Genomic DNA, 19,784 nt, shown 5'->3' on the forward strand with positions numbered 1-19,784 from the left:
GGGATGGGAGTTCTCATTGTTTGGTCTTCTTTGGGAATCGCAGATTCGGGTGCTTTTCGGTGCGCCGGGCGCCAGGTCGCCAGATCTCTAGGGGTGAAGGATGATCTTGGTCCCCTCACGTCGGGAGACCATCTCCAGCGCGCGCTCGAAGTCTTCGAAGGCCACCCGGTGCGTGATGAGTCGCATCACCTGGTCGGCCACTTGGGGAAGCACGCTCAGCATGAGCGACCAGGTCGGCTCGTTGTAGCCACGCGAGCCGATCAACGCGAGCTCCTTGAGGACGACGGGCGTACTCCGCCATGTGCTTGCATCTCCGCAGAGGCCGATCAATCCGACGCTGCCTCCGCGCCGGGCCATGGCGACCGCCTGCTCCAGCGTGCTAGCGACACCACTTGTCTCGTACACGATGTCTGCCCCGTCCGCCTGCAGGCAGCGCAGTGCCGTCAGAGGGTCTTGCGCTTCGACATCGACGGGAATGGCACCGATGGATTGCGCGATGCGCAGGCGGCTGGCGTCCGCGGCCACTCCGGTCACCATGACCTTCGACGCTCCGGCCGCCAAGGCAAGTACGGCGCACAGGATCCCGATCGGCCCGGCGCCGATGATCGCGACCACGTCGCCGGTTCGCACGGGCACGCGTTCGAGCACGGCGTGGGTGGCCACTGCCAGCGGCTCGAGCAGGGGCGCGACAACGGGATCGATTCCTGCCGGCAACGGATGCACGTTGCGTTCCGGCACGCTGACGTGCTCCGTCCAGCCACCGTCGATGCGCCCTCCCATGAGGCGGCGGTCGTCACACAGCGTGGGTCGGCCCAGCCCGCAGTACCGGCAGCGGCCGCAGGCGATCTGGGGATTGACTGCAACGACAGCGCCGATCGGCAGCCGACCCGCGTCCGCGTCCACGACCACTCCTGCGAATTCGTGGCCGACGATCAGCGGAAAGCTCGGCGCGTATTGCCCGACGACGGCTTCATGCCATTTCCAGATTGCGACGTCGGTGCCGCAGATCCCGCCGGCCGAGATACGCAACATGACCTCTCCCGGCTTTCGCACGGGGGGCTCGACCTCGATCAGGCGCATCGCACCGGGTTCGGGTCGGAGCTTGGCAACGGCCTTCATGGCAACTTCCTTTCGATCGACGCGGCACCCGCCTTTGCGGCCTGCACCGCCGCATAGGCGAAGACGATGGCCGGTCCGAGATTGATTCCCGGCCCCGGGTAGGCGCCGGCCATCACGGATTGCATGTCGTTGCCCACTGCGAACAGGCCGCCGATGGGCTCGTCGCCCCTCAGGACACGGGCGTCGGCATCGGTGACCAGGCCCGTGTTGGCTCCGATGTCACCCACCTGCAGCCGCACCGCGTAGAACGGCGCCGTGTCGATCGCTCCGAGGGTCGGATTGGGTCGGACGGCGGGGTCGCCGAGATTTCGTTCGTATGCCGTGGTGCCGCGCGAGAACTCCTCGTCCATTCCCGACTGCGCGAACCGGTTCATGCGGTCGACAGTCGCGCCCAGGGTCGCCGGGTCGATATCGAGTTGCCGGGCCAGGCCCTCGAGCGTCGCATCGCGGACGAGGTAGCCGTCGCGGAGGAACGGCCCGAACCCGCGGCCGCCGGGGCGGACCATGCCTAGGCCGTATGTCACGAGTGCGCGGTGGTCCGCCAGCAGGAACGCGGTGGCGTTGGGCCGCGCACCGTCGATCGACTCGAGCATGCGTTCACCGAACAGGTGGTAGGACGTACTCTCGTTGACGAACCGGCGGCCTTGCGAGTTGACAACGACGGTGCCGGGCTTTGCGCGATCGAGCACGAAATGTGGGAACACTGCGGTGGTTCCGTCGCGTCGCCTTCTGGTGGACACAGGTGCCCAGAACGCGGCGCTCCCGTCGTCGGCGCCGAGCCGTGCGCCCAGCCCGAGAGCCTGCTGCTGGAGTTCCCCGGTCGCGCCCCCGGCGCGGGGCGAATGCCGCACTTCGGTCGGAATCAGACGACCACGCAGTGCCGGATGGTCACTGAAGCCGCCGCTCGCCAGCACGACGCCGCGGCGTGCCGTGAGTTGCAAACGTCGACCATCATGCGTCACTTCGACCCCGCTGACGCGGCCGTCCGCCTCGACCAGCGTGGCGTCGCTCGCTCGCGTCCAGATCGGAACCTCGCGCTGGCGCAACGAAAGCAGGAGCCTGCCGACGAGCGCATTGCCCATCACCAGTCGCGCGCCGCGCGGATAGCGCAGGCGATCGCCGGCATAGCGCCGCAGCAGTTTTGCCGCGTGCCGGAACGAGGTCCACGACCGCGTCATCTTCAGCAGATGGCCGATGTCGATGCGATCCACCATCATGCCGCCGAGGACCGTGAACTCCGGAATCGGCGGCCGCACGAGCAGGAGATCGGCCCCGAGCCGCCGCCCGTCGAACGGGAGGCATTCGAGGACACGGCCCGAGGTGGTCGCGCCTGGCAGCGCGGACAGGTAGTCGGGATGGAAGTCAAAGGCGCGCATCTGCACTTCAGTGTGCGCGTCCAGCTTCCCGACGGCCTGTCCGCCCAGGCTCAGGAATCGTGCACGCAGCGCTTCCGAACCGCGCGCCTGCGTCGCGTGCTCGAGGTACTGCTTCGCATCCAAGGGCGTATCGCCAGTGCCGGACGCCAGGTGGGTGTTGGGAATCCAGAGCGCCCCCGCGGCCAGCGCACTGGTGCCGCCGATCCACTGCGTGCGCTCGAGGAGAAGCACCTTCATGCCTTCGAGCGATGCGAAGAGCGCTGCCGCCATGCCCGCGCAACCCGCCCCGATGACGATGAGGTCATACGCAGTTCCCTGCGAAGATCTGGAAGTCATTTGTCGGCACCTAGGGACGTCGCCGCGGCGTCTGCCAGAACCATGTCGGCGCCCTTCTCGGCCACCATCAGGGTTGGCGCGTTGGAGTTGCCAGAGGTGCAACTGGGCAGGATCGAAGCGTCGATCACGCGCAGGCCACGCGTGCCGCGAACCTTCAGCTGCGGATCGACCACCGAACCGTCATCGCCGCCCATTCGGCAGGTGCCCACAAGGTGGTAACCAGAAACCCCCTTCTCTCGCGCATAGGCGAGCAGCTGCGCGTCGGACGCGACATCGGCTCCCGGAAGTGTCTCGGCCACACCCCAGCGCCGGAGCGCAGGCATCGAAAAGATGCTTCGCGCGAGCCGCAGACCCGAAAGCAGCACGTCCTGGTCGCCCGGCGCACTCAGATAGCGAGGCGTGATGGAAGGTGCCTGCGAGGCATCCGGCGAGCGCGCCCGGACCTGCCCGTGACTTTCCGGATAGGACTGGTAGACGGAGATCGTCATGCCCGGTTGCCGCTCGAGCGCGTAGGTGCCGGGCTCGAAACTGGCTGGGGCGAAGCTCAGTTGAAGATCGGGATGCGCACGCGTTCCGCTGCTGCGTGCGAATGCCGCGCAGGTGCTGGCTCCCAGCGTCAGCAGGCCGGTTCCGGCTAGCGCGTATTTCATGAGTTCGGATACCAGCGCAAGCCCACGGGTGCGCTCGTTGAGCGTCCCGATACCCTGGACACGGCGCGTCAGCCGGACCGAGTAGTGGTCACGCAGGTTGCTTCCGACATTCGCAGCGTCGACGACCAGCGCAACGCCCAGCGAGCCTAGCAACTCCCGAGGCCCGATCCCCGACAGCTGGAGCAGCTGGGGGGAACGGATGGTGCCGCAGGAGACGATCGTCTCCCTGCGTGCCATCACTCGAAGGCGGCCGCGCGCGCACAGCACGGAGGCACCCGTTGCGCGATTTCCGTCGAACAAGACTCTCTCGGCCAACGCGTCCGTCAGGATCTCGAGATTGGGCCTGCCGCGCGCATGGCGCAGGTAGGTCTGCGCAGGCCCGGCGCGAAAGCGTCCGCTGCGATTCTGTTGAAAGGGTGCCGCGCCTTCGCGCTCCACCCCGTTCAAGCTGTCTCTGACCTGCATTCCAGCCTGTCCGCACGCTTCGAGGAAGGCACGGCTCAACGGATGTGTCTCGACGAATTCGGCGACGGGAAGTCGTTGCTGGGTTGCCCCGACGCCCTCGATGCGTTCGATCGCCCGGTAGTACGGCAGCACCTCTTCGAAGGACCACCCGCTGCAGCCTTGTGAAACCCAGGACAAGTGCTCTGCGCGGGCGCTTCGGACGTAAAGCATCCCATTCAGCGAACCGGTGCCCCCGAGCATCCTGCCCTGCGGATACGCGACGACCTTGCCGCCTTGAGCATTGTCCGGCTCGCCGCGGTAACGCCAGCTCGCTCGAGGGTCGTCGATCAGGCGGAGAAATCCTGCGGGCATCTGGACGAACGGATTGCGGGAGGCCGGCCCGGCTTCCACGAGCAGCACCTGATAGCGCCCGCATTCCGAGAGCCGGTCCGCCAGCACGCAACCGGCACTTCCGCCGCCCAGGACGAGGAAGTCGACCTCCCGGTCCCAGGGCTGGCTATCGGGATGCATGCGCTTGAGCCAGCAGATCGAGCGTGGCGTCCCGGAGCATGCGGGCGCGAGGCACGGGAGGCAGCAGATCGGGCCGCCCGTGGAGCGGCACCTCGATGGAGACGACGGTGGCCGGCGGGAGTGCCCGGAGCATCGCCACGAGGTCGAGGCCGCCCTGCCCGGGTGGAAGGCGCGCCCTGCGCGCCTGGAACAGCAATTCGTCGGCGGAAGAAGGCGGTTGCGCAGGCGCATCACAGATCTGGAAGTACGCCCACAAGTGCAGCGGCAGCCGTGCGAGATCGTCGGCGGTGCCGCCCGAGCGTGCCAGGTGAATGGCGTCCACCACGACACCGCCACTACCGGCCGCTTCGAGCACACGTCGGGCGGAGGCAAGGCTCCTGATTCCTCGCCAGGGCATGAACTCCAGCGCCATGGTCAACCCGTAGCGCGCACCGAGCGCGCAAAGTTCGCCGAAGCGCTGGGCGAGCGCCGCCTCGTCATCGCTGTCACCGGCCACGAGCATGTGCTGCGCGCCAAGCATCGCGGCAGCGGCAAGCAGTGGTTCCAGTTCGGCTATCGAAGTATGGTCGGTGAGCCGCACGAGTTCCACATCGTGCACCGCGACTCCCCGATCGCGCATGCGCGCCAGGGCCTCGCGCATCATCGGCGTGTCGCCGATCATGGGATGCTGATGCTCGCCGGCGGAAGCAGGGGCGAGACGCATGCTGACCCGGTCGAAGCCGGCATCGGCCGCCACCTCGACCAACTCGGGTGGCGCGAGCTCGATGAGCGTCAGGTGCGCCAGGCACAGCGGATGTGCCGCGCGCGGCTTCGAGGCTCCGGAAGTCACTGTTGTAACGCCCTCAGAGTACGTCCGACGGGACGGCGGAGTACGACAACGAATAGATGTCGCTGACCTGATCCGGCGCAGTGCCCATGCTCGAGAGATGGCGTTCGGAGAGGTCCGAGGCCGCCAGGTCTTTCAAGGCTTCCAGTTCGTAGCCGCACGCCACAAACACCCAGTCCGCCACCTGGTCGGCCGCGCCGCGTATCTTCTGCTCCGTCGTCTGGGCGATCGGGGGCGTCTGATGCCGGAGCAGATGTGCACCGATCAGGCCGGAGCGAGCGGGCAGCGTCTCGATCAGCGACTTCAGCGCTGCCCGAAGTCCGGCCTCGTTGCCGGCCGCAGGCGCGAGCCGCACGGTCAGCGCGTGGCGGGCCACGGCACCGCCGTGCGTCTCGAGGACCTGGGACTGGCTGCGCACCATGTTCCTGTGGTGGGGCATCATGCGGGTCGACCACGGGGTCGGCGCATTGAGCCGTGCGAGATAGGCAGGCGACGAGAGGACCTCGTAGTCTTCTAGCTCGTACATCACGAACACGCCTTCGGCGCCGCTGGCACTGGTCCACCGCGAGGCACGCCGGAACCCGGGGATGCCCAGGCGCTCCGGAAAGTGCTCATGGGTGTGCCAGTGCTCGAAGTCTTCCCTCATGGCGGGAGCCATGTTCCACCACATGGCGAGGGCTGCCTTCCCGAGGAGAGACATGCTGGTCGGGCCTCAGTTCGCGCCGCGCAGGCGGCTCAGTTCGGCATTGACCTGCTTGACCGCGGTCTCGCCCACTTCGCGCGAGAACTTGTCGACCACCGGCTGCACCTTCTGGCGCAGGCGGGCAAGTTCTGCGGGGCTGATCTCGTTGACCTGCATGCTCTTCTTCAGCCCCTCGATCGCCTGCAGTTCGCGCGCCTGCGAAACCTTGCGCTCCTCCTGCTTCGCCTCTTCGGCAGCGGCCCGGATCACGGCTCGCTCGGGCTCCGACATCGAGTCCCAGGTCTTCTTGCTCATCAGGAAGGGCATGCCGGTGTAGACATGCTTGGTGAGCGAAAGGTACTTCTGCACCTCGGCGAACTTCGACGACTCGATCACGCTTACCGGATTGTCCTGGCCGTCGATGGCCTTGGATTCGAGCGCGCCATAGACCTCGCCGAAGGTCATCGGCACCGGGTTCGCGCCCAGGGTGGTGAACAGGTCCAGGTAGATCGGCGAGGCGATCACACGCACCTTCAGGCCCTGGATGTCCTCGGCCTTGGTGATCGGGCGCTTGCTGTTCGTCATGTTGCGAAAGCCCAGGTCCCAGATGCCCAGGCCGATCACGCCTTGCGCCGCGAGGTCGTTGAGCATGCGCGTGCCGACCGGGCCGTCCGCGACCGCATAGGCTTCCTGCGCGCTGTTGAAGAGGAACGGCAGGTCGAAGACCGTGAACTCCTTGTTGATGGAAGCGACCAGACCGGTCGCCATGGAGGTGAAGTCGAGCGTGCCGCCGCGAATGGCGGAAAGATTCTGGGGATCGCTGCCGAGCACCGCGTTGGGGAACAGCGTCACCTTCATCTTGCCGCCGCTCTTCTGGGCGACCGCATCCGCGAACTTCTGCGCGCCCACGCCGAAGGGGTGGTCCTTCGCAAGGCTGAAGGCAAAGCGCAGATTTCGTTCCTTGATCTCCTGAGCCGACACGCTGGTGGTCATTGCGCCGAACAGCGCAGTGGCGCCGATGAGCGTCACGAAAGCGCGACGCAGGGAGTTGTTTCCATTCATTCGAAGTTTTCCTTGAGAGGTCATGTCAGCCCGGGTCCTTCCGGCGTCTGCGGGGTCGAATGATGCACGAAAGCTGAAAGGTGTTCAACTTTCGTATAGCATTCAACTTTTGAACGATAAACCAAGGCGCGCGATGAGCGGATCACTCGAAAAGTCGCTGGATGTCCTCGAGTACCTGACGGACTACCCCGGGGGCGCCGCGTTGGCGCAAATCTCGATCGACCTGGGCCAGTCACGCAGCGGTTGCCACAGGACGCTTCATGCCCTCATCCAGCATGGCTACGTGCGTCAACTGCCGTCACATGGGGACTACGCGCTCACCACGAAGATGGCCTCGATGGGCCTGAGCTTTCTTAGCAAGTCAGGGGTGCTCGACATCGCTCAGCCAGTGATCGACCGACTCGCACAAACCACGGCGGAGCTCGTGCGCCTGGCGATCGTCGATGGGGACCGCCTGACGCTGGTCGCGAAGGCTCAAGGCGCCAGGTCCGGCCTTCTCTACGATCCGGACATGGGCATCGACCTGAGACTTTCATGCAGCGCCGCTGGCCAGGCCTGGTTGATGACGCTGCCGGAAGACCGGGCCATAGAGTGCGTGACACGACAGGGCATAGGGGAGCCGAGACATTTCGGGCCCAACGCTCCGGCAACCATCAAGGCCCTGATGAAGGTGCTGGAGGAACACCGCAGCCGCGGCTTCAGCATTATCCAGGACGCCTACGCCCCCGGCATGAGCTCGATCGCGGCGCCCATCAAGCGAAAGGACGAACCCGCCACGGGCGTCGTGCTGATCGCCGGGCCCTCCTCCCGTCTGACGTTTGAGCGCATGACGCAATTTGGCCCGTCGCTTCGAGCGGCGGCCGATGAACTTGTGATCTCGGGAAACTCCTCACCACTCCTGAAGGCTGCAAACGTCGGAACCTGGGGCAACGTGGCGGGCTCGCGAAGGAGCCAGATCTGAGGGTCGAGGTTGCGAGCTTGTTGACGGCAATACGGGTAGGGCGGCCTCATGCAACGAACGTGGTCGCTTCGACCTCAAGCGCGTGGACATACGCAGCCGCAGCAGGTGAGAGCGGGAGATCCGAGCGCCGCACCACGCAGGCGACGTTGGGCGACAACGGTTGGATGAGGGCAATTTCCTGCGTGTAGGTGGCAGTGATTTCAGAGCGCAGCCAGCGACGCGGAAGAATGGCCAGAAGGTCTGTCTTCGCGATCAACGCGAGCACCCCAATGATGGATTCGCACTGCACCGTCCTGCGCGGCACTGCAAGCTTCACGCGTTTGAAGTGCGCCTCGAACTCGGCAGACTGAAGCGCGCCTTGGCGCGTGACGATCCATGCCGCCTGCGACAGCTCGGCGAGCGAACGCGCGGCGGCGAGCGGATGACCCCTTCGCGCGATCACGGTGAGCGTGTCCCTCAGCAGGTCTTGGGTGGTGAGATCGTCGCCGAGTGAGCGCGGCGGGTCAGGCATGACGGCGAAGTCGATGACGCCCGATCGCAGGTCACGCACCGCGTCGTCGAACGAGCGCTCCACGACTCTGACGGTCACATCAGGGTGGCGCCTTTGGAAGGTGGCCAGCGAACCAGGCAGCATGGTCACTAGGTTCACACCGCCCATCGAAAAGCTGACGTGACCATAGCGCTCCGAGCGCATCTGCCGGATCTCGTCCTCGGCACGCTCCAGGTCGTTCATCACGGCCTGGGTGCGCGCGAACAGTGCTTCGCCGAACTTGGTGAGCTTCAGGCCACGGCCGGAACGATGGAATAGCGGCACCTCGAGCTGCGCCTCCAGTTGCTGCAGATTCTTGGTGATACCGGGCTGCGTAAGCGCAAGCGCGCGAGCCGCTGGCCTGATGCCCCCCAGCCTTGCCACCGCCACGAAGTCTCTCAACTGATGAATCTTCATTGCCAGGACTGATAGCCAACAGTTATCAATCATTGAATACTAGCATCTGCACATGGCGCCCTTTGATCCCGAAAATCAGCCTGCCATTGCCCGCAAAAGCAGACGGAGACAAAGATGAACGATTCACGCGACTCGCGGCTGAGCCGCCGCCAGGCCCTCGCCTACTTCGCCCTGACGCCCCTCGGAGCCAGCCTTCAAGAGCAGGCCTTCTCGCAGGACGTTTCGTCGGGAAAGCTCACCAAAGTCGTCTGTCCCTATAGCGCGGGCAGTCCGGTGGACGTGGTTGGCCGCTATATGGCTGCCTGCCTGCAGACCGGCATCCGGTCGCCTGTCGTGGTTGAGAACATCGCGGGCGGCGGCGGCATCACGGGCACCGAAGCCGTGCTGCGCGCACCCCTCGATGGCCACACCTTGCTGGTCCAGGCGTCCGGCGCCTTGACGACCACGCAGTTGCTCAACGTCGCGGCGCGCTTCGATGCGGCACGCGATTTCACGCCCTTGTGGGGAATCACGTCGATAGGCACCGTCATCGTGGTGGGCGCGCAGTCCCCGTACAGGACCATCAAGGACTTGATGGAAGCAGCGCGCGCCAAGCCGGGCACCATTACCTACGGCAGCGCCGGCATCGGATCCACACCGCACATCAACACCGAGATGTTCATGAAGGAGACGGGGGTGAAGCTCAACCACATCCCGTACCGCAGTTCGTCCGCCGTGATCTCGGACATGCTGGGCGGCCACGTCGACTGCCTCTTCGCGTCGATCGCCTCGGTGGTCCCGCTGATCCAGGAAGGAAAATTGCGAGGCCTCGCAGTCCTGAAGCCGGCGCGTTTCGATGACCTCCCCGGCGTCCCCACGCTGCTGGAGACGGGTGCAAGCGCCTGGATGCCACCGACCACCGCTTTCGTCCTGTACGCGCCGCAGAAGCTCCCGGCACCTCTCAAGGCGCAGATCGCGACGGCGACACAGCGCGGTTTCGAGGCCGACCCGGAAGGAGTGGCGCGTCTCAGGACCATGGGGCTGAACAGCGCCATTGCCGGCCAGGCATTGATCGACTACGTGACCAACGAGCAGTCGATCCTGACGCGGGCCATCAAGGATGCCGGCATCCAGGCGAGCTGACACGTCGAGGCACCATGACCACTCGAGAAGACGAAGTTGGCAGCGATGCGCTGAGGGCGACACGGTCGGTGATGGACTTCGTCGGACTGTCCGACTGCGCCACCGACGATCTGCTCTTCCATGGCCACGAACCGGTGGTTCCGACGCGGCACAGGCTGGGTTGCGCCAGTGCCGGCGCACTGGCCGCCCAAGCGATCGGGATCCGCGAGATCTGGAAGGCGCGTGGTGGAAAGCCGCAGTCCCTGTCGATCGACATCGGCCAGGCCTCGTATCCCGGCCTGTGCACATTCCTGCACATCCGGCAAAACGGTCACGCCCTCCCCTTCGTGCGCAACTGGGCGGGTCAAGGCCCCAACTTTTTCGCTACCCGGGACGACCGCCGCTTCTATCTGCTCTATACCGCGGCCTATGTCCAGCATTGCCTGCGACTGCACCGGTTCCTGGGTGCCACGACTTCGCACGAGTCTGTAGCCGAGAAGGTCGCTCAGTGGGATGCGAATGATCTTGAAGAGGCACTCGCCGCGCAGAAACTGATCGGCTGTATCGCGCGCACGCGCGACGAATGGCAGGCCCATCCCCAAGGCGCCCTGCTTGCACAGCGGCCGGCCGTTTCGGTGACGCGATTGCAAGCCAGCGCACCGGAAGGCTTCCGCCCCGCCGCGCGCCCGTTGAGCGGCATCCGAATCGTGGACATGGCTCACGTGCTTGCCGGTCCCATCACTTCGAGGTTGCTGGCCGAGCAGGGTGCGGAGGTGATCCACGTGTCTGCTGCGCACCAACCCGACGGGCACCTCACCGATGTCGATACCGGCTTCGGCAAGCGCACTGCGTTCATCGACCTCGACAACGCCGAGGATCGCGACCGGCTTCGCGAACTGATCCGCGGCGCCGACGTGTTCACGCAGTCGTGGCGGCCGGGTGCACTCGCTCGCAGGGGCTTCTCCCAGGCGGAACTTGTCGCGTTGCGGCCAGGGCTGATTCACGTCTCGCTCAGCTGCTACGGCTCTGAAGGTCCATGGGGCGAGCGGGGCGGCTATGAGCCGCTGGGCCAGGCCGTGTCGGGTCTGGCCATCGCGGAGGGCTCGGCCGACCAGCCCCAACTGGTTTCCACCTTCACGCTGAATGACTATCTCACGGCCTACCTGGCGGCGGCAGGCGTCGTGAGCGCGCTGCTTCGGCGCAGCCGTGAAGGCGGCGCCTACGGCGTGGACGCGTCCCTCACCCAGACCTCGATGTGGGTGCAGGAACTGGGCCGGCTGCCTCCCGCTCTCTGGCCCGGCGCGCCCGGCGGCATCGATGCGCTTCCCGCAGTGCCATCCAAATATCTCCAGAAGACGGCAACAGTGTTCGGCGAACTGGAGCACCCGCGTCCGATCGTCCAGTATGGGCGCACGCCCGCCGGTTGGGCGCTGCCGCCGGTGCCCACGGGCGCCGGTTTGCCGCGCTGGTCCTGACGCGCTTTCCCGTGGCGCCCGATCCCATGCCTGACCCGAACATCGATCCGGCACTGCGTGCCTTGCAGCTGCTTCTCACGCTTATCGGACTGCCGGAACCGTCAACCAGCGCCCGCGTCGTGCTGACCAGCCGCGACGCCGTGGTCCCAAGCGCCAACCGCTACGCCGCCGCAACGGCCGCAGCGCTGGGCGCATATGGCGCCGCCATTGCCGCCTTCTGGGCGCTGCGTACCGGTCGACAGCAGGAGGTGGAGATCGACGAACGTCGCGCGGTCCTGCATGGGCTGCGCTCGGTGTTCCTTCTGCGCCAGTCTGGCCATGGATACAGCGTCGGCGGCATCGGAGCCCAGGGGCTGCGGGCCAATAACTTCTTCATGACTCGAGACGGGCGGCAGATATACCTGCTGCGCATGTTCGACTACCCACATCTGGTGCCGGCCTTGTTGGGCGTGCTGCGTTGCCCTAACACTCACGACGACATCGCCCATGCCGTGTCGCATTGGGACGCCTTCGAGCTGGAAGATGCCCTGGCTCGCGCCAAGGCCGTGGGCGTGGTCTCAAGGAGCCCGCGGGAGTGGCTCGCACATCCGCAGGGCCAGTGGCTCGCAGAACGCCCGGGCGTCGAGGTTCGGAGGATCGGCGACAGCGCGCCAGAGCCTTTCCAGGACGGCGACCGGCCGCTGTCCGGCATCCGGGTGCTTGACGCCTCCCACGTCATTGCCGGTCCTGCCACCGGCCGCACGCTGGCCGAGCAGGGCGCACAGGTGTTGCGCATCTCGGCGCCGTACCAGCCGGACCCGCAGCAGATGGTGATCGACCTGGGTTTCGGCAAACGCAGTGCGTTCATCGACCTCAACCATGTGGAAGACGCGCGCCAACTGCGGGAATTGGCCATGAAGGCCGATGTGTTCATCGAGTCCTGGCGCCCCGGCGCCATGGAACGACGGGGATTCTCGCCCGAGGACCTGATGCGCCTGCGTCCCGGGATCGTCTATGTGTCGCTGAGCTGCTATGGGTCGGGGGGGCCGTGGCGCGAGCGCGCCGGCTACGAGCCGATCGGCCAGGCGGCGACCGGACTCAGCATGATGGAGGGTGGGAAGGACCATCCCGCGTTGGCGCCGACGGTCACCATGAACGACTACTTGTCCGCCTACCTGGCCGCCGCCGGCGTGGCGAGCGCGCTGGTCCGCAGAGCACGCGAAGGCGGCAGCTACCACGTGTCGACTTCGCTGGCGCAGTCCTCCATGTGGGTGCTGCAGCAAGGTGCGCATAGCGAAGCCGAAGGACAGAGTGTCTGCGGTCTCGACAGTCCGACGCCGGCCAACTGGATGAGTCGCACCGAGAGCGCTTTCGGCCTGCTGGAGCACTGCGCTCCTGTTACGCAGTTTTCCGAGACGCCAGGGTTCTGGGCTTGCCCGCCGCAGCCGCTCGGCGCCGCGCAGCCCGTCTGGTGACGCTGTTCCCCATCCCGCATTCCGTAGGAACGAATATGAACGCATCTGCCCTTCACCTCGACCGTCGCAGACTTCTCCGGCTCCTGGGCTTTGCCCTGGCGGGCGGTCTGCCGACGCTCGCCAGCGCATCGACCCCCGACGAGAAGTACCCGACCAAGGGCGTCCGCATCATCAATCCGTATCCAGCGGGTTCACCGATCGACGCGGTCGGTCGATATGCCGCCGAGGCATTGCAGAAAGCCACTGGGCAATCCTTCGTCGTCGAAAGCGTCACGGGCGCAGGCGGCACCATCGGCGTGGCCGCCGCCGTGCGCGCGCCCGCGGACGGCTACACGTTGCTGGCACAGACCACCGGAGCCCTCGTGTGCGGTCCGATGCTCTACAAGTCCGCCGGCTACGACGTCCTGCGCGATCTCAAGCCTGTCTGGGGTCTGCGCTCGGCCGGGCTGGTGCTCGTGGTGCCGCCCAACTCGCCCTTCAAGACATTGGAGGACCTCGTCACGCAAGCCAGGAAAGCACCAGGCAAGCTGAGCTTCGCGACTGCCGGCAACGGCTCTCCACAGCACATGGCGGCCGAGCTCTTGTCGAACGCCACCGGCATCAAGTTGATGAACGTGCCCTATCGAGGCGCGGTGCCATCGCAGGTCGCGCTCATGGGCGCAGAGGTCGACATGCTGTTCGACTCGATCGCCGGCGCACTGCCCCAGATCGCCGGTGGCAAGTTCCGCGCCCTGGCCGTGTTGCGCAAATCTCGGCTCGACGCCCTGCCCGACGTGCCGACCATGCAGGAAGCCGGCTTTGCTGCCGTGCAGATGCCGCCGAGCGCCATCGGCCTCTTCGTGCGCCAACCGGTGGCCGAAGCCGATATGGAACGCCTGGCCACGTTGCTGAGCAAGGCGTATGCCGCCGATACGCAAGTCCAGGCGCGGTTGAAGAACCTGGGCCTTTCGGATATCACGGCAGGCGCCCCTTTCGCAGCCCAGGTGCGCGACGAGGCTGCGTTCTACAAGCAGCTCATCCAGACCTCGAACATCACGGTCGGCTGAGGAGGCACGAATCTCATGAAGGCCTTCACGTTCTCCACGATTCCCGATCTGGTCGTGGAGCAAGGCAGCGCCGCACGCCTCGCCGAGGGCCTCGGGCTCGTCACAGCCGACCAGAACGCAGCCGATGCCACCGAAAAGGGCGAGCGTCTTCCTGGACTGGCTTGGCGCCTTGGTGGCGGCCGGGGGTGTGCCGCTGCGCCTGCGCGACCACGGCATTGACATCACCTAGCTACCGACACTCCCCAGCGATGCCATGCAGCAGCAACGACTGCTGATCAACAACCCCCGGCCACTTGCTCGAGAAGATGCAACGCGCATCTACGAGGGCGCCTACTGAACACGAATCTTCATGACGAATCCGCTTTCGCTCCTCAACGATCCTTCACTCCTGAAGACCGACGGTCTGATCGACGGCTCCTGGGTAGCCGGCAGGTCTCGATTCGATGTTGATGACCCGGCCACCGGCGAGCGGCTGGCGGATGTCGCCAATCTCGGCGCGGGGAATGCCGAGGCGGCGATCGCCGCCGCCGACAGGGCATTACCGGCCTGGCGCAGAAAGACGGCCAAGGAGCGCAGCGTCATTCTGCGCAAATGGTTTGACCTGTTGATGGCCCATCAAGAAGACCTTAGCCGCCTCATGACGTCGGAACAGGGCAAACCCTTCGCCGAGGCCAAGGGCGAAGTGGCCTACGGCGCCAGCTTCGTCGAGTGGTTTGCAGAGGAAGCCAAGCGGGTCAATGGTGAGACGCTCCCTCAGTTCGACAACAACCGGCGGCTGCTGGTGCTTCGCCAGCCCATCGGCGTGTGCGCCGCGATCACGCCTTGGAACTTCCCGCTGGCGATGATCACGCGCAAGGTGGCACCCGCGCTGGCCGCCGGCTGCACGGTGATCATCAAGCCGGCCGAGTTGACACCGTTGACCGCACTGGCCGCCGCCGAACTTGCGATGCGCGCCGGCATGCCTCCCGGGGTGCTGAACGTCGTCGTCGCAGACGCGGAGAACAGCATCGCCGTGGGCAAGGTGCTGTGCGCGAGTGACGTCGTGCGTCATCTGTCCTTCACCGGGTCGACCGAAGTCGGCCGCCTCCTCATGGCCCAGAGTGCGCCGACCGTAAAAAAGCTTTCGCTGGAGCTTGGTGGCAACGCGCCCTTCATCGTGTTCGACGATGCCGACATCGACTCCGCTGTGGAAGGAGCCATCGCGAGCAAGTACCGCAATGCCGGTCAGACTTGCGTTTGCGCCAACCGCATCTATGTGCAGGACGGGGTGTACGACGCGTTCATCGAAAGGTTCGCCTCGCAAGTCCGAGCGCTCAGGGTGGGGAATGGCTTTGCACAAGGCGTCGTGCAGGGTCCCTTGATCGAGAATGCGGCGATTGCCAAGGTTCAGCGACATCTGGATGATGCCGTCGCCAAGGGCGGAAGGATCGTCGCCGGGGGGCACAGGCTGGAGGGCCAGTTCTTCGAGCCTACTGTCGTCGCCGATGCCACGTCCGACATGCTGTGCGCACGCGAAGAGACTTTCGGTCCGTTTGCGCCTGTCTTCCGGTTCCAAACAGAGCAACAGGCCATCGAGGCAGCCAACGACACCGAGTTCGGCCTCGCCAGCTATTTCTACAGCCGCGACGTGGGCCGCATTTTTCGGGTGAGCGAAGCGCTGGAGTACGGCATGGTAGGTATCAACGCCGGCGTCATCGCCACGGAGCATGTGCCATTCGGCGGCGTGAAGCAGTCGGGGCTGGGACGGGAGGGATCCCGCCATGGCATGGAAGACTACGTTGAGCTTAAATAACTCTGCGTAGGCGACATACTGAAGTAGGCTTTGGAGTCCGCGTTCCAATCGTTTCAAGGATCGGCGCTGCTGGAACCGGCTGCTTTCACCGCGCAGGATGCGGCAGATCGCACGCTGCTCCCACGTGGGATTTCTCGCATTTCGAGAATGCATTTGCGATATGTTGACTTGCCAGAAGCCAGCGCTATCGCAAGCCCTTGAAGCAGAGCCTGCCTGCGGGCCTTGGCCGCATCGAGTTCCAACTCGCGCGTGTCGGGCCTATCCCCGCGCCGTCTGAATCATTCGTTCGGATGACGCGCCAGGCGCAACGCCTGCCTGAGCCTGCAAAAGACAAGCCGCGCGGGCCTTTCCAGCCAGTTGGAGCGGGCCGGATCGCGGACGAAGCGGTCATCGCGACGGCCAAGGGCGGCCCGGGGGTGCCGAAAGTCGCGCCGGTGCAAGGTCCCCCAGGTGCTTTCCGGCCTGTACCACTACAAATGGTGCGCATCCCGACGCTGCGTCGGCCCGCTGCGCCCGCGCGACACGAGGACACTACCGGGTCGAATTGCACCCACCCTGCGCTCTTGACCGGTACCGGATCGCGGGCATAGCATCGCGTCCCCTCTTTTCGAGGGTGAGCAAGACCAATAACAGGAGAGACACATGAATCGACTGATCTTGGGGGTGCTTCCTTGCGTGCTCGCTGCATGTGGCACGCCATCCGCCGTATCGACGTCTTCGCCGCAAGCCGCAGCTCCCACGCTGACGCATGCGCCCGTGCTCACGAAGCTCGAGAGTCCCTGGGACATGGCCTTCCTGCCCGACGGCACGATGTTCTTCACCGAAAAATGCCACGGGCTCTCGGTGCGACAACCGAGCGGCAACGTGGTCAAGCTGCTCGGCATGAAGGATGCGAAGGGCTACCCCACGAGCGCAGTCGATCTGTTCTGCGAAGGCCAGGCCGGAATGATGGGTGTCGCAGTCGATCCGAACTTCGCCACCAACCGATTCATTTACGTCTCCTCGACATCCGGCCTCACCGCGCCCGGCACCAATCGCGTGTTGCGGCTGCGGGTCAACAACAACGCGACCGGCGTGTCCGAGCGCGTCGACATCGTCACGGACATTCCTTACAAGCCGCGCGCCAGCGACCATCCCTTCGGCGGCCCCGGCGCCCACAACGGCGGGCGGCTGCGCTTCAGCCCGGGAGACGGCTATCTCTACGTGACCACGGGCGACACGCACAACGGCGAAGTCCCGCAGAGTCCGACGCGCATCGGCGGCAAGGTCCTGCGCATCGACCGCGACGGCAAGGCTGCGCCGGGAAACAACGCACCGGCCGGATTCGATCCCCGCATCTACACCTACGGACACCGCAACCCGCAGGGCATCACCTTCCGGCCGGCGACAAACCAGCCTTACGTTGCCGAGAACGGACCCTGGCACACCGACGAGGTCACGGCACTGGTGGCCGGCGGCAACAGCGGCTGGGATCCGCGGCCCAACATCGGGGGACGCGGCGCCTGCCCGGACAACTACTGCGGCTACAGCCCGAACCAGATGGGTGCCGTGGACCCGAAGGTGCGCTCGGTCTTCATGCCGATGACCGATCTCAAGACCTATCCGAACGCCATGAAGCCGGCCTGGACCAATGACGGCCTGTCACAGGGGCTTTTCACGGGCACCTTCCTGAGCGGCCCGCAATGGAAGGGATGGGACGGTCGGATGATCATCGGCTTAGCCGGCATCGGCATCCATGGCACGCCGGTCGGCAATCGCCTGGACGTGCTCGACATCAAGGCCGACGGCCTGTCGGCCACGCGCACGACCGTGAACCTGCCAATGCCGGCCGCGCGCTTCCGCTCCCTGGTTCAGGGGCCCGACGGGAATCTCTACGTGGCGACCGACGAAGGCGCGATCTCCCGGCTCACGCCGAGCTGATCGACGGATGCTGCGCATGGTCGTGCTCCAGGACCGGGACGTCTACCCATGAAGTCGGTGATCATCCTGGCCGTCCTCGGCGCTTCGCTTGGCGGTCCCGCCCGCGCCGATCTCGACGAGATGTACAAGGCCAAAAACTGTTTCGCCTGTCACCGGATCGACAGGAACCACCTGGGTCCTTCGTTCACCAGCGTTGCATCCAAATACGCCGGCGACGGCGGCGCAGACGCGAAGCTGGCGAAAAAGATCCGCGAAGGGAGTGTCGGCGTCTGGGGCCCCTCCCCGATGCCGGCGCAGACCCAGGTGACGGAAACCGAGTCCCTGACGCTCGCGCGCTGGATCCTCGAACTCAAGTGAGCATCAGGTCGCGCAGTTGCAGTCGGCCGATCCGATGTGTCTGCATGTGACTACAGGAGGAACCGTGCGGTCATCCTAAGGTGGCCACATCACTCTCCTCATGTATCAATGAACCCGCCTCGCCGAACATTCCTCCGCTCTGCGGCCTGCCTTGCCGCTGGCAGCGCCGGCATCATGCCGTGGCTCGCAACGGCTGCACCGCAACGCGCACCCGCAGCAGAGGGCGGCGGCCTGGCCGCCCTCGACAGGCTCAACGCAGCCAACGACACGCCCTTGATAGCCCAGGGGTCGCGCGGACCTGCCGTGATGCGGGCTCAGATCCTGCTCGACCGGGCCTGGTTCTCGCCCGGGGAGATCGATGGGGGCTTTGGCGCCAACATGCATCGGGTCGTCAAGGCCTACCAGCGATCATTCGCGCTCCCCGAGAGCGGGAAGGTGGATGCCGGAACGTGGGCAGCACTGAAGGCTGACGGCGCCCCGTTTTTTGCAAGCTACACCCTCACCGAGAAGGATGTCGCCGGCCCCTACGCGCGCACACCCAAGGAGATGTCCGACCGCGCAAAGCTGAAGTCCCTGGGCTTCGAGGACCTGAAGGAAGCAATCTCGGAAAGAAACCACATGTCTCCGAATGCTCTGGTTGAGCTCAATCGCGGCTCCCGGTTCCAGGCTGGCGACGCGATCATCGTCGTGAATACTCGCGGAGCCGCCGAAGCAGGTGTCGTCAAGGCCGCGAAGTCGATCGAGATCGACAAAAGCGAACACATGTTGTTCGTGCTCGATGGCGAAGGCAAGCCGCTGGCGGGATTTCCGATCAGCATCGGCGGTCCACTCGACCCGCTGCCGCTCGGCCGGATGAAGATCATCAACGAGGTCAAGGACCCCACCTTTACCTTCGACCCGTCGATCCTCAAGAAGGCGCCGGCCGGTGCCGCGAAAGTGGACATCGCCGCTGGACCGAACAACCCGATCGGGAATGTCTGGCTGGGGTTGTCCAAGCCTCACTGGGGCATCCATGGCACACCTGCGCCTGACCGCGTGGGACGCGAGGAGACCAATGGCTGCATCCACCTCACGAACTGGGACGCAGCCCGCCTGTCGCAACTTGCAAAGGCCGGCTTCGCGGTGGAAGTCAAGGCCTGACGAGTCCAGCGATGAGCAAGGCCGTGCTCAGAAATGTGGCCCACTTCGCGGTCGTGCTCCTGGGGTGCGGCGGGTCTTTCGCGCAACCGTACGCAGCGGACAGTGGTCAAGCATTGCTGGTAGCTCGCACGTTGCGGTTTCCCGTTGACGAGGTCCGACCCGAGACGATACGCGACACCTTCGAAGACGGACGTCCCGGACACCGGCACGAGGCGCTCGACATCATGGCACCGCGCGGCACGCCGGTGCGCGCGGTGGACGATGGCCGACTCGTCAAGCTGTTCGACAGCAGGCCCGGCGGACTCACCATCTACCAATTCGATCCCGAAGGCCGGCTTGCCTACTACTACGCGCACCTGGACCGCTACGCCGATGGCCTGCGCGAAGGCATGCAACTTCGACGGGGAGACGTGATCGGCTACGTGGGCAGCACAGGCAATGCTGCGCCCGACGCGCCGCACCTTCACTTTGCGGTCTTCCTGCTCGGCCCGGAGCGGCAGTGGTGGAAGGGCGAGGCGCTGAATCCGTACGAGGCGCTGCGCGCGTCGCGATGAGCGGCGGCCTGC

At 65.6% G+C, this 19,784-nt stretch carries 18 protein-coding genes; 11 read left to right on the top strand and 7 right to left on the bottom strand.

The window, feature by feature from the left end; all coding sequences use genetic code 11:
* Positions 1–87 precede the first annotated feature (87 nt).
* The 6 genes from QTH87_RS20450 to QTH87_RS20475 form a co-directional block, all read right to left on the bottom strand.
* On the bottom strand, positions 88–1,119 hold the full coding sequence (locus QTH87_RS20450; RefSeq protein ID WP_286611870.1) for a zinc-dependent alcohol dehydrogenase: 1,032 nt from the start codon (positions 1,117–1,119) through the stop codon (positions 88–90).
* The gene (locus QTH87_RS20455) at positions 1,116–2,831 is read right to left on the bottom strand and encodes an FAD-dependent oxidoreductase (protein ID WP_286611871.1); all 1,716 of its coding nucleotides are present in this window, start codon (positions 2,829–2,831) and stop codon (positions 1,116–1,118) included. The genes QTH87_RS20450 and QTH87_RS20455 overlap by 4 nt, the downstream gene beginning before the upstream one ends.
* A complete protein-coding gene (locus tag QTH87_RS20460; protein WP_286611873.1) occupies positions 2,828–4,456 on the bottom strand; it encodes a GMC family oxidoreductase in 1,629 nt (542 codons plus the stop codon). Before QTH87_RS20460 ends, QTH87_RS20455 begins: the two co-directional genes overlap by 4 nt.
* Entirely contained in the window at positions 4,443–5,285 is an 843-nt protein-coding gene (locus tag QTH87_RS20465) for a sugar phosphate isomerase/epimerase family protein (RefSeq protein WP_286611874.1), read from the bottom strand. Before QTH87_RS20465 ends, QTH87_RS20460 begins: the two co-directional genes overlap by 14 nt.
* Before the next feature lie 13 nt (positions 5,286–5,298).
* Complete coding sequence (locus QTH87_RS20470) at positions 5,299–5,928, bottom strand: hypothetical protein (protein WP_286611875.1); 630 nt, start codon at positions 5,926–5,928, stop codon at positions 5,299–5,301.
* 66 nt (positions 5,929–5,994) lie between these two features.
* Entirely contained in the window at positions 5,995–7,026 is a 1,032-nt protein-coding gene (locus tag QTH87_RS20475) for a TRAP transporter substrate-binding protein (RefSeq protein WP_286611876.1), read from the bottom strand.
* Between the two features lie 133 nt (positions 7,027–7,159).
* Between QTH87_RS20475 and QTH87_RS20480 the strand changes: the two genes are divergently transcribed.
* Positions 7,160–7,987, top strand: coding sequence for an IclR family transcriptional regulator (locus tag QTH87_RS20480; protein ID WP_286611877.1), 828 nt, complete (start codon positions 7,160–7,162; stop codon positions 7,985–7,987).
* Between the two features lie 46 nt (positions 7,988–8,033).
* Here QTH87_RS20480 and QTH87_RS20485 read toward each other — a convergent pair whose 3' ends face one another.
* Positions 8,034–8,933 (bottom strand): LysR substrate-binding domain-containing protein, encoded by a 900-nt coding sequence (locus QTH87_RS20485; protein ID WP_286611878.1) that lies wholly within the window; start codon positions 8,931–8,933, stop codon positions 8,034–8,036.
* A gap of 114 nt (positions 8,934–9,047) precedes the next feature.
* Between QTH87_RS20485 and QTH87_RS20490 the strand changes: the two genes are divergently transcribed.
* From QTH87_RS20490 to QTH87_RS20535, 10 genes are all read left to right on the top strand, one after another.
* The gene (locus QTH87_RS20490; RefSeq protein WP_286611879.1) at positions 9,048–10,055 is read left to right on the top strand and encodes a Bug family tripartite tricarboxylate transporter substrate binding protein; all 1,008 of its coding nucleotides are present in this window, start codon (positions 9,048–9,050) and stop codon (positions 10,053–10,055) included.
* Between the two features lie 14 nt (positions 10,056–10,069).
* On the top strand, positions 10,070–11,509 hold the full coding sequence (locus QTH87_RS20495) for a CoA transferase (RefSeq protein WP_286611880.1): 1,440 nt from the start codon (positions 10,070–10,072) through the stop codon (positions 11,507–11,509).
* Positions 11,510–11,535: 26 nt separating this feature from the next.
* A complete protein-coding gene (locus QTH87_RS20500) occupies positions 11,536–12,963 on the top strand; it encodes a CoA transferase (protein WP_286611881.1) in 1,428 nt (475 codons plus the stop codon).
* Positions 12,960–14,009 carry a Bug family tripartite tricarboxylate transporter substrate binding protein gene (locus QTH87_RS20505; RefSeq protein ID WP_286611882.1) on the top strand — a complete coding sequence of 350 codons (1,050 nt, stop codon included), beginning with the start codon at positions 12,960–12,962 and terminating at the stop codon, positions 14,007–14,009. Before QTH87_RS20500 ends, QTH87_RS20505 begins: the two co-directional genes overlap by 4 nt.
* Before the next feature lie 15 nt (positions 14,010–14,024).
* Complete coding sequence (locus QTH87_RS20510) at positions 14,025–14,228, top strand: hypothetical protein (protein ID WP_286611883.1); 204 nt, start codon at positions 14,025–14,027, stop codon at positions 14,226–14,228.
* A 130-nt stretch (positions 14,229–14,358) separates the two neighbouring features.
* Entirely contained in the window at positions 14,359–15,801 is a 1,443-nt protein-coding gene (locus QTH87_RS20515; protein WP_286611884.1) for an NAD-dependent succinate-semialdehyde dehydrogenase, read from the top strand.
* A gap of 642 nt (positions 15,802–16,443) precedes the next feature.
* Positions 16,444–17,721, top strand: coding sequence for a PQQ-dependent sugar dehydrogenase (locus tag QTH87_RS20520; RefSeq protein ID WP_286611885.1), 1,278 nt, complete (start codon positions 16,444–16,446; stop codon positions 17,719–17,721).
* Between the two features lie 48 nt (positions 17,722–17,769).
* Positions 17,770–18,078, top strand: a complete 309-nt coding sequence (locus QTH87_RS20525; RefSeq protein WP_286611886.1) for a c-type cytochrome — start codon at positions 17,770–17,772, stop codon at positions 18,076–18,078.
* 108 nt (positions 18,079–18,186) lie between these two features.
* Entirely contained in the window at positions 18,187–19,218 is a 1,032-nt protein-coding gene (locus QTH87_RS20530) for a L,D-transpeptidase family protein (RefSeq protein WP_286611887.1), read from the top strand.
* A gap of 11 nt (positions 19,219–19,229) precedes the next feature.
* The gene (locus QTH87_RS20535) at positions 19,230–19,772 is read left to right on the top strand and encodes a M23 family metallopeptidase (RefSeq protein WP_286611888.1); all 543 of its coding nucleotides are present in this window, start codon (positions 19,230–19,232) and stop codon (positions 19,770–19,772) included.
* The last annotated feature ends 12 nt before the right edge of the window (positions 19,773–19,784 follow it).

The organism is Variovorax jilinensis, assembly GCF_030316885.1.
Classification (GTDB): domain Bacteria; phylum Pseudomonadota; class Gammaproteobacteria; order Burkholderiales; family Burkholderiaceae_C; genus Variovorax; species Variovorax jilinensis.

Coding starts and splice junctions, on each gene's coding strand:
- QTH87_RS20520 (WP_286611885.1), top strand. CDS start 16,444: ATGAATCGACTGATCTTGGGGGTGCTTCCTTGCGTGCTCGCTGCATGT.
- QTH87_RS20460 (WP_286611873.1), bottom strand. CDS start 4,456: ATGCATCCCGATAGCCAGCCCTGGGACCGGGAGGTCGACTTCCTCGTC.
- QTH87_RS20455 (WP_286611871.1), bottom strand. CDS start 2,831: ATGACTTCCAGATCTTCGCAGGGAACTGCGTATGACCTCATCGTCATC.
- QTH87_RS20525 (WP_286611886.1), top strand. CDS start 17,770: ATGAAGTCGGTGATCATCCTGGCCGTCCTCGGCGCTTCGCTTGGCGGT.
- QTH87_RS20510 (WP_286611883.1), top strand. CDS start 14,025: ATGAAGGCCTTCACGTTCTCCACGATTCCCGATCTGGTCGTGGAGCAA.
- QTH87_RS20485 (WP_286611878.1), bottom strand. CDS start 8,933: ATGAAGATTCATCAGTTGAGAGACTTCGTGGCGGTGGCAAGGCTGGGG.
- QTH87_RS20535 (WP_286611888.1), top strand. CDS start 19,230: ATGAGCAAGGCCGTGCTCAGAAATGTGGCCCACTTCGCGGTCGTGCTC.
- QTH87_RS20470 (WP_286611875.1), bottom strand. CDS start 5,928: ATGAGGGAAGACTTCGAGCACTGGCACACCCATGAGCACTTTCCGGAG.
- QTH87_RS20490 (WP_286611879.1), top strand. CDS start 9,048: ATGAACGATTCACGCGACTCGCGGCTGAGCCGCCGCCAGGCCCTCGCC.
- QTH87_RS20475 (WP_286611876.1), bottom strand. CDS start 7,026: ATGAATGGAAACAACTCCCTGCGTCGCGCTTTCGTGACGCTCATCGGC.
- QTH87_RS20480 (WP_286611877.1), top strand. CDS start 7,160: ATGAGCGGATCACTCGAAAAGTCGCTGGATGTCCTCGAGTACCTGACG.
- QTH87_RS20530 (WP_286611887.1), top strand. CDS start 18,187: ATGAACCCGCCTCGCCGAACATTCCTCCGCTCTGCGGCCTGCCTTGCC.
- QTH87_RS20500 (WP_286611881.1), top strand. CDS start 11,536: ATGCCTGACCCGAACATCGATCCGGCACTGCGTGCCTTGCAGCTGCTT.
- QTH87_RS20515 (WP_286611884.1), top strand. CDS start 14,359: ATGACGAATCCGCTTTCGCTCCTCAACGATCCTTCACTCCTGAAGACC.
- QTH87_RS20495 (WP_286611880.1), top strand. CDS start 10,070: ATGACCACTCGAGAAGACGAAGTTGGCAGCGATGCGCTGAGGGCGACA.
- QTH87_RS20450 (WP_286611870.1), bottom strand. CDS start 1,119: ATGAAGGCCGTTGCCAAGCTCCGACCCGAACCCGGTGCGATGCGCCTG.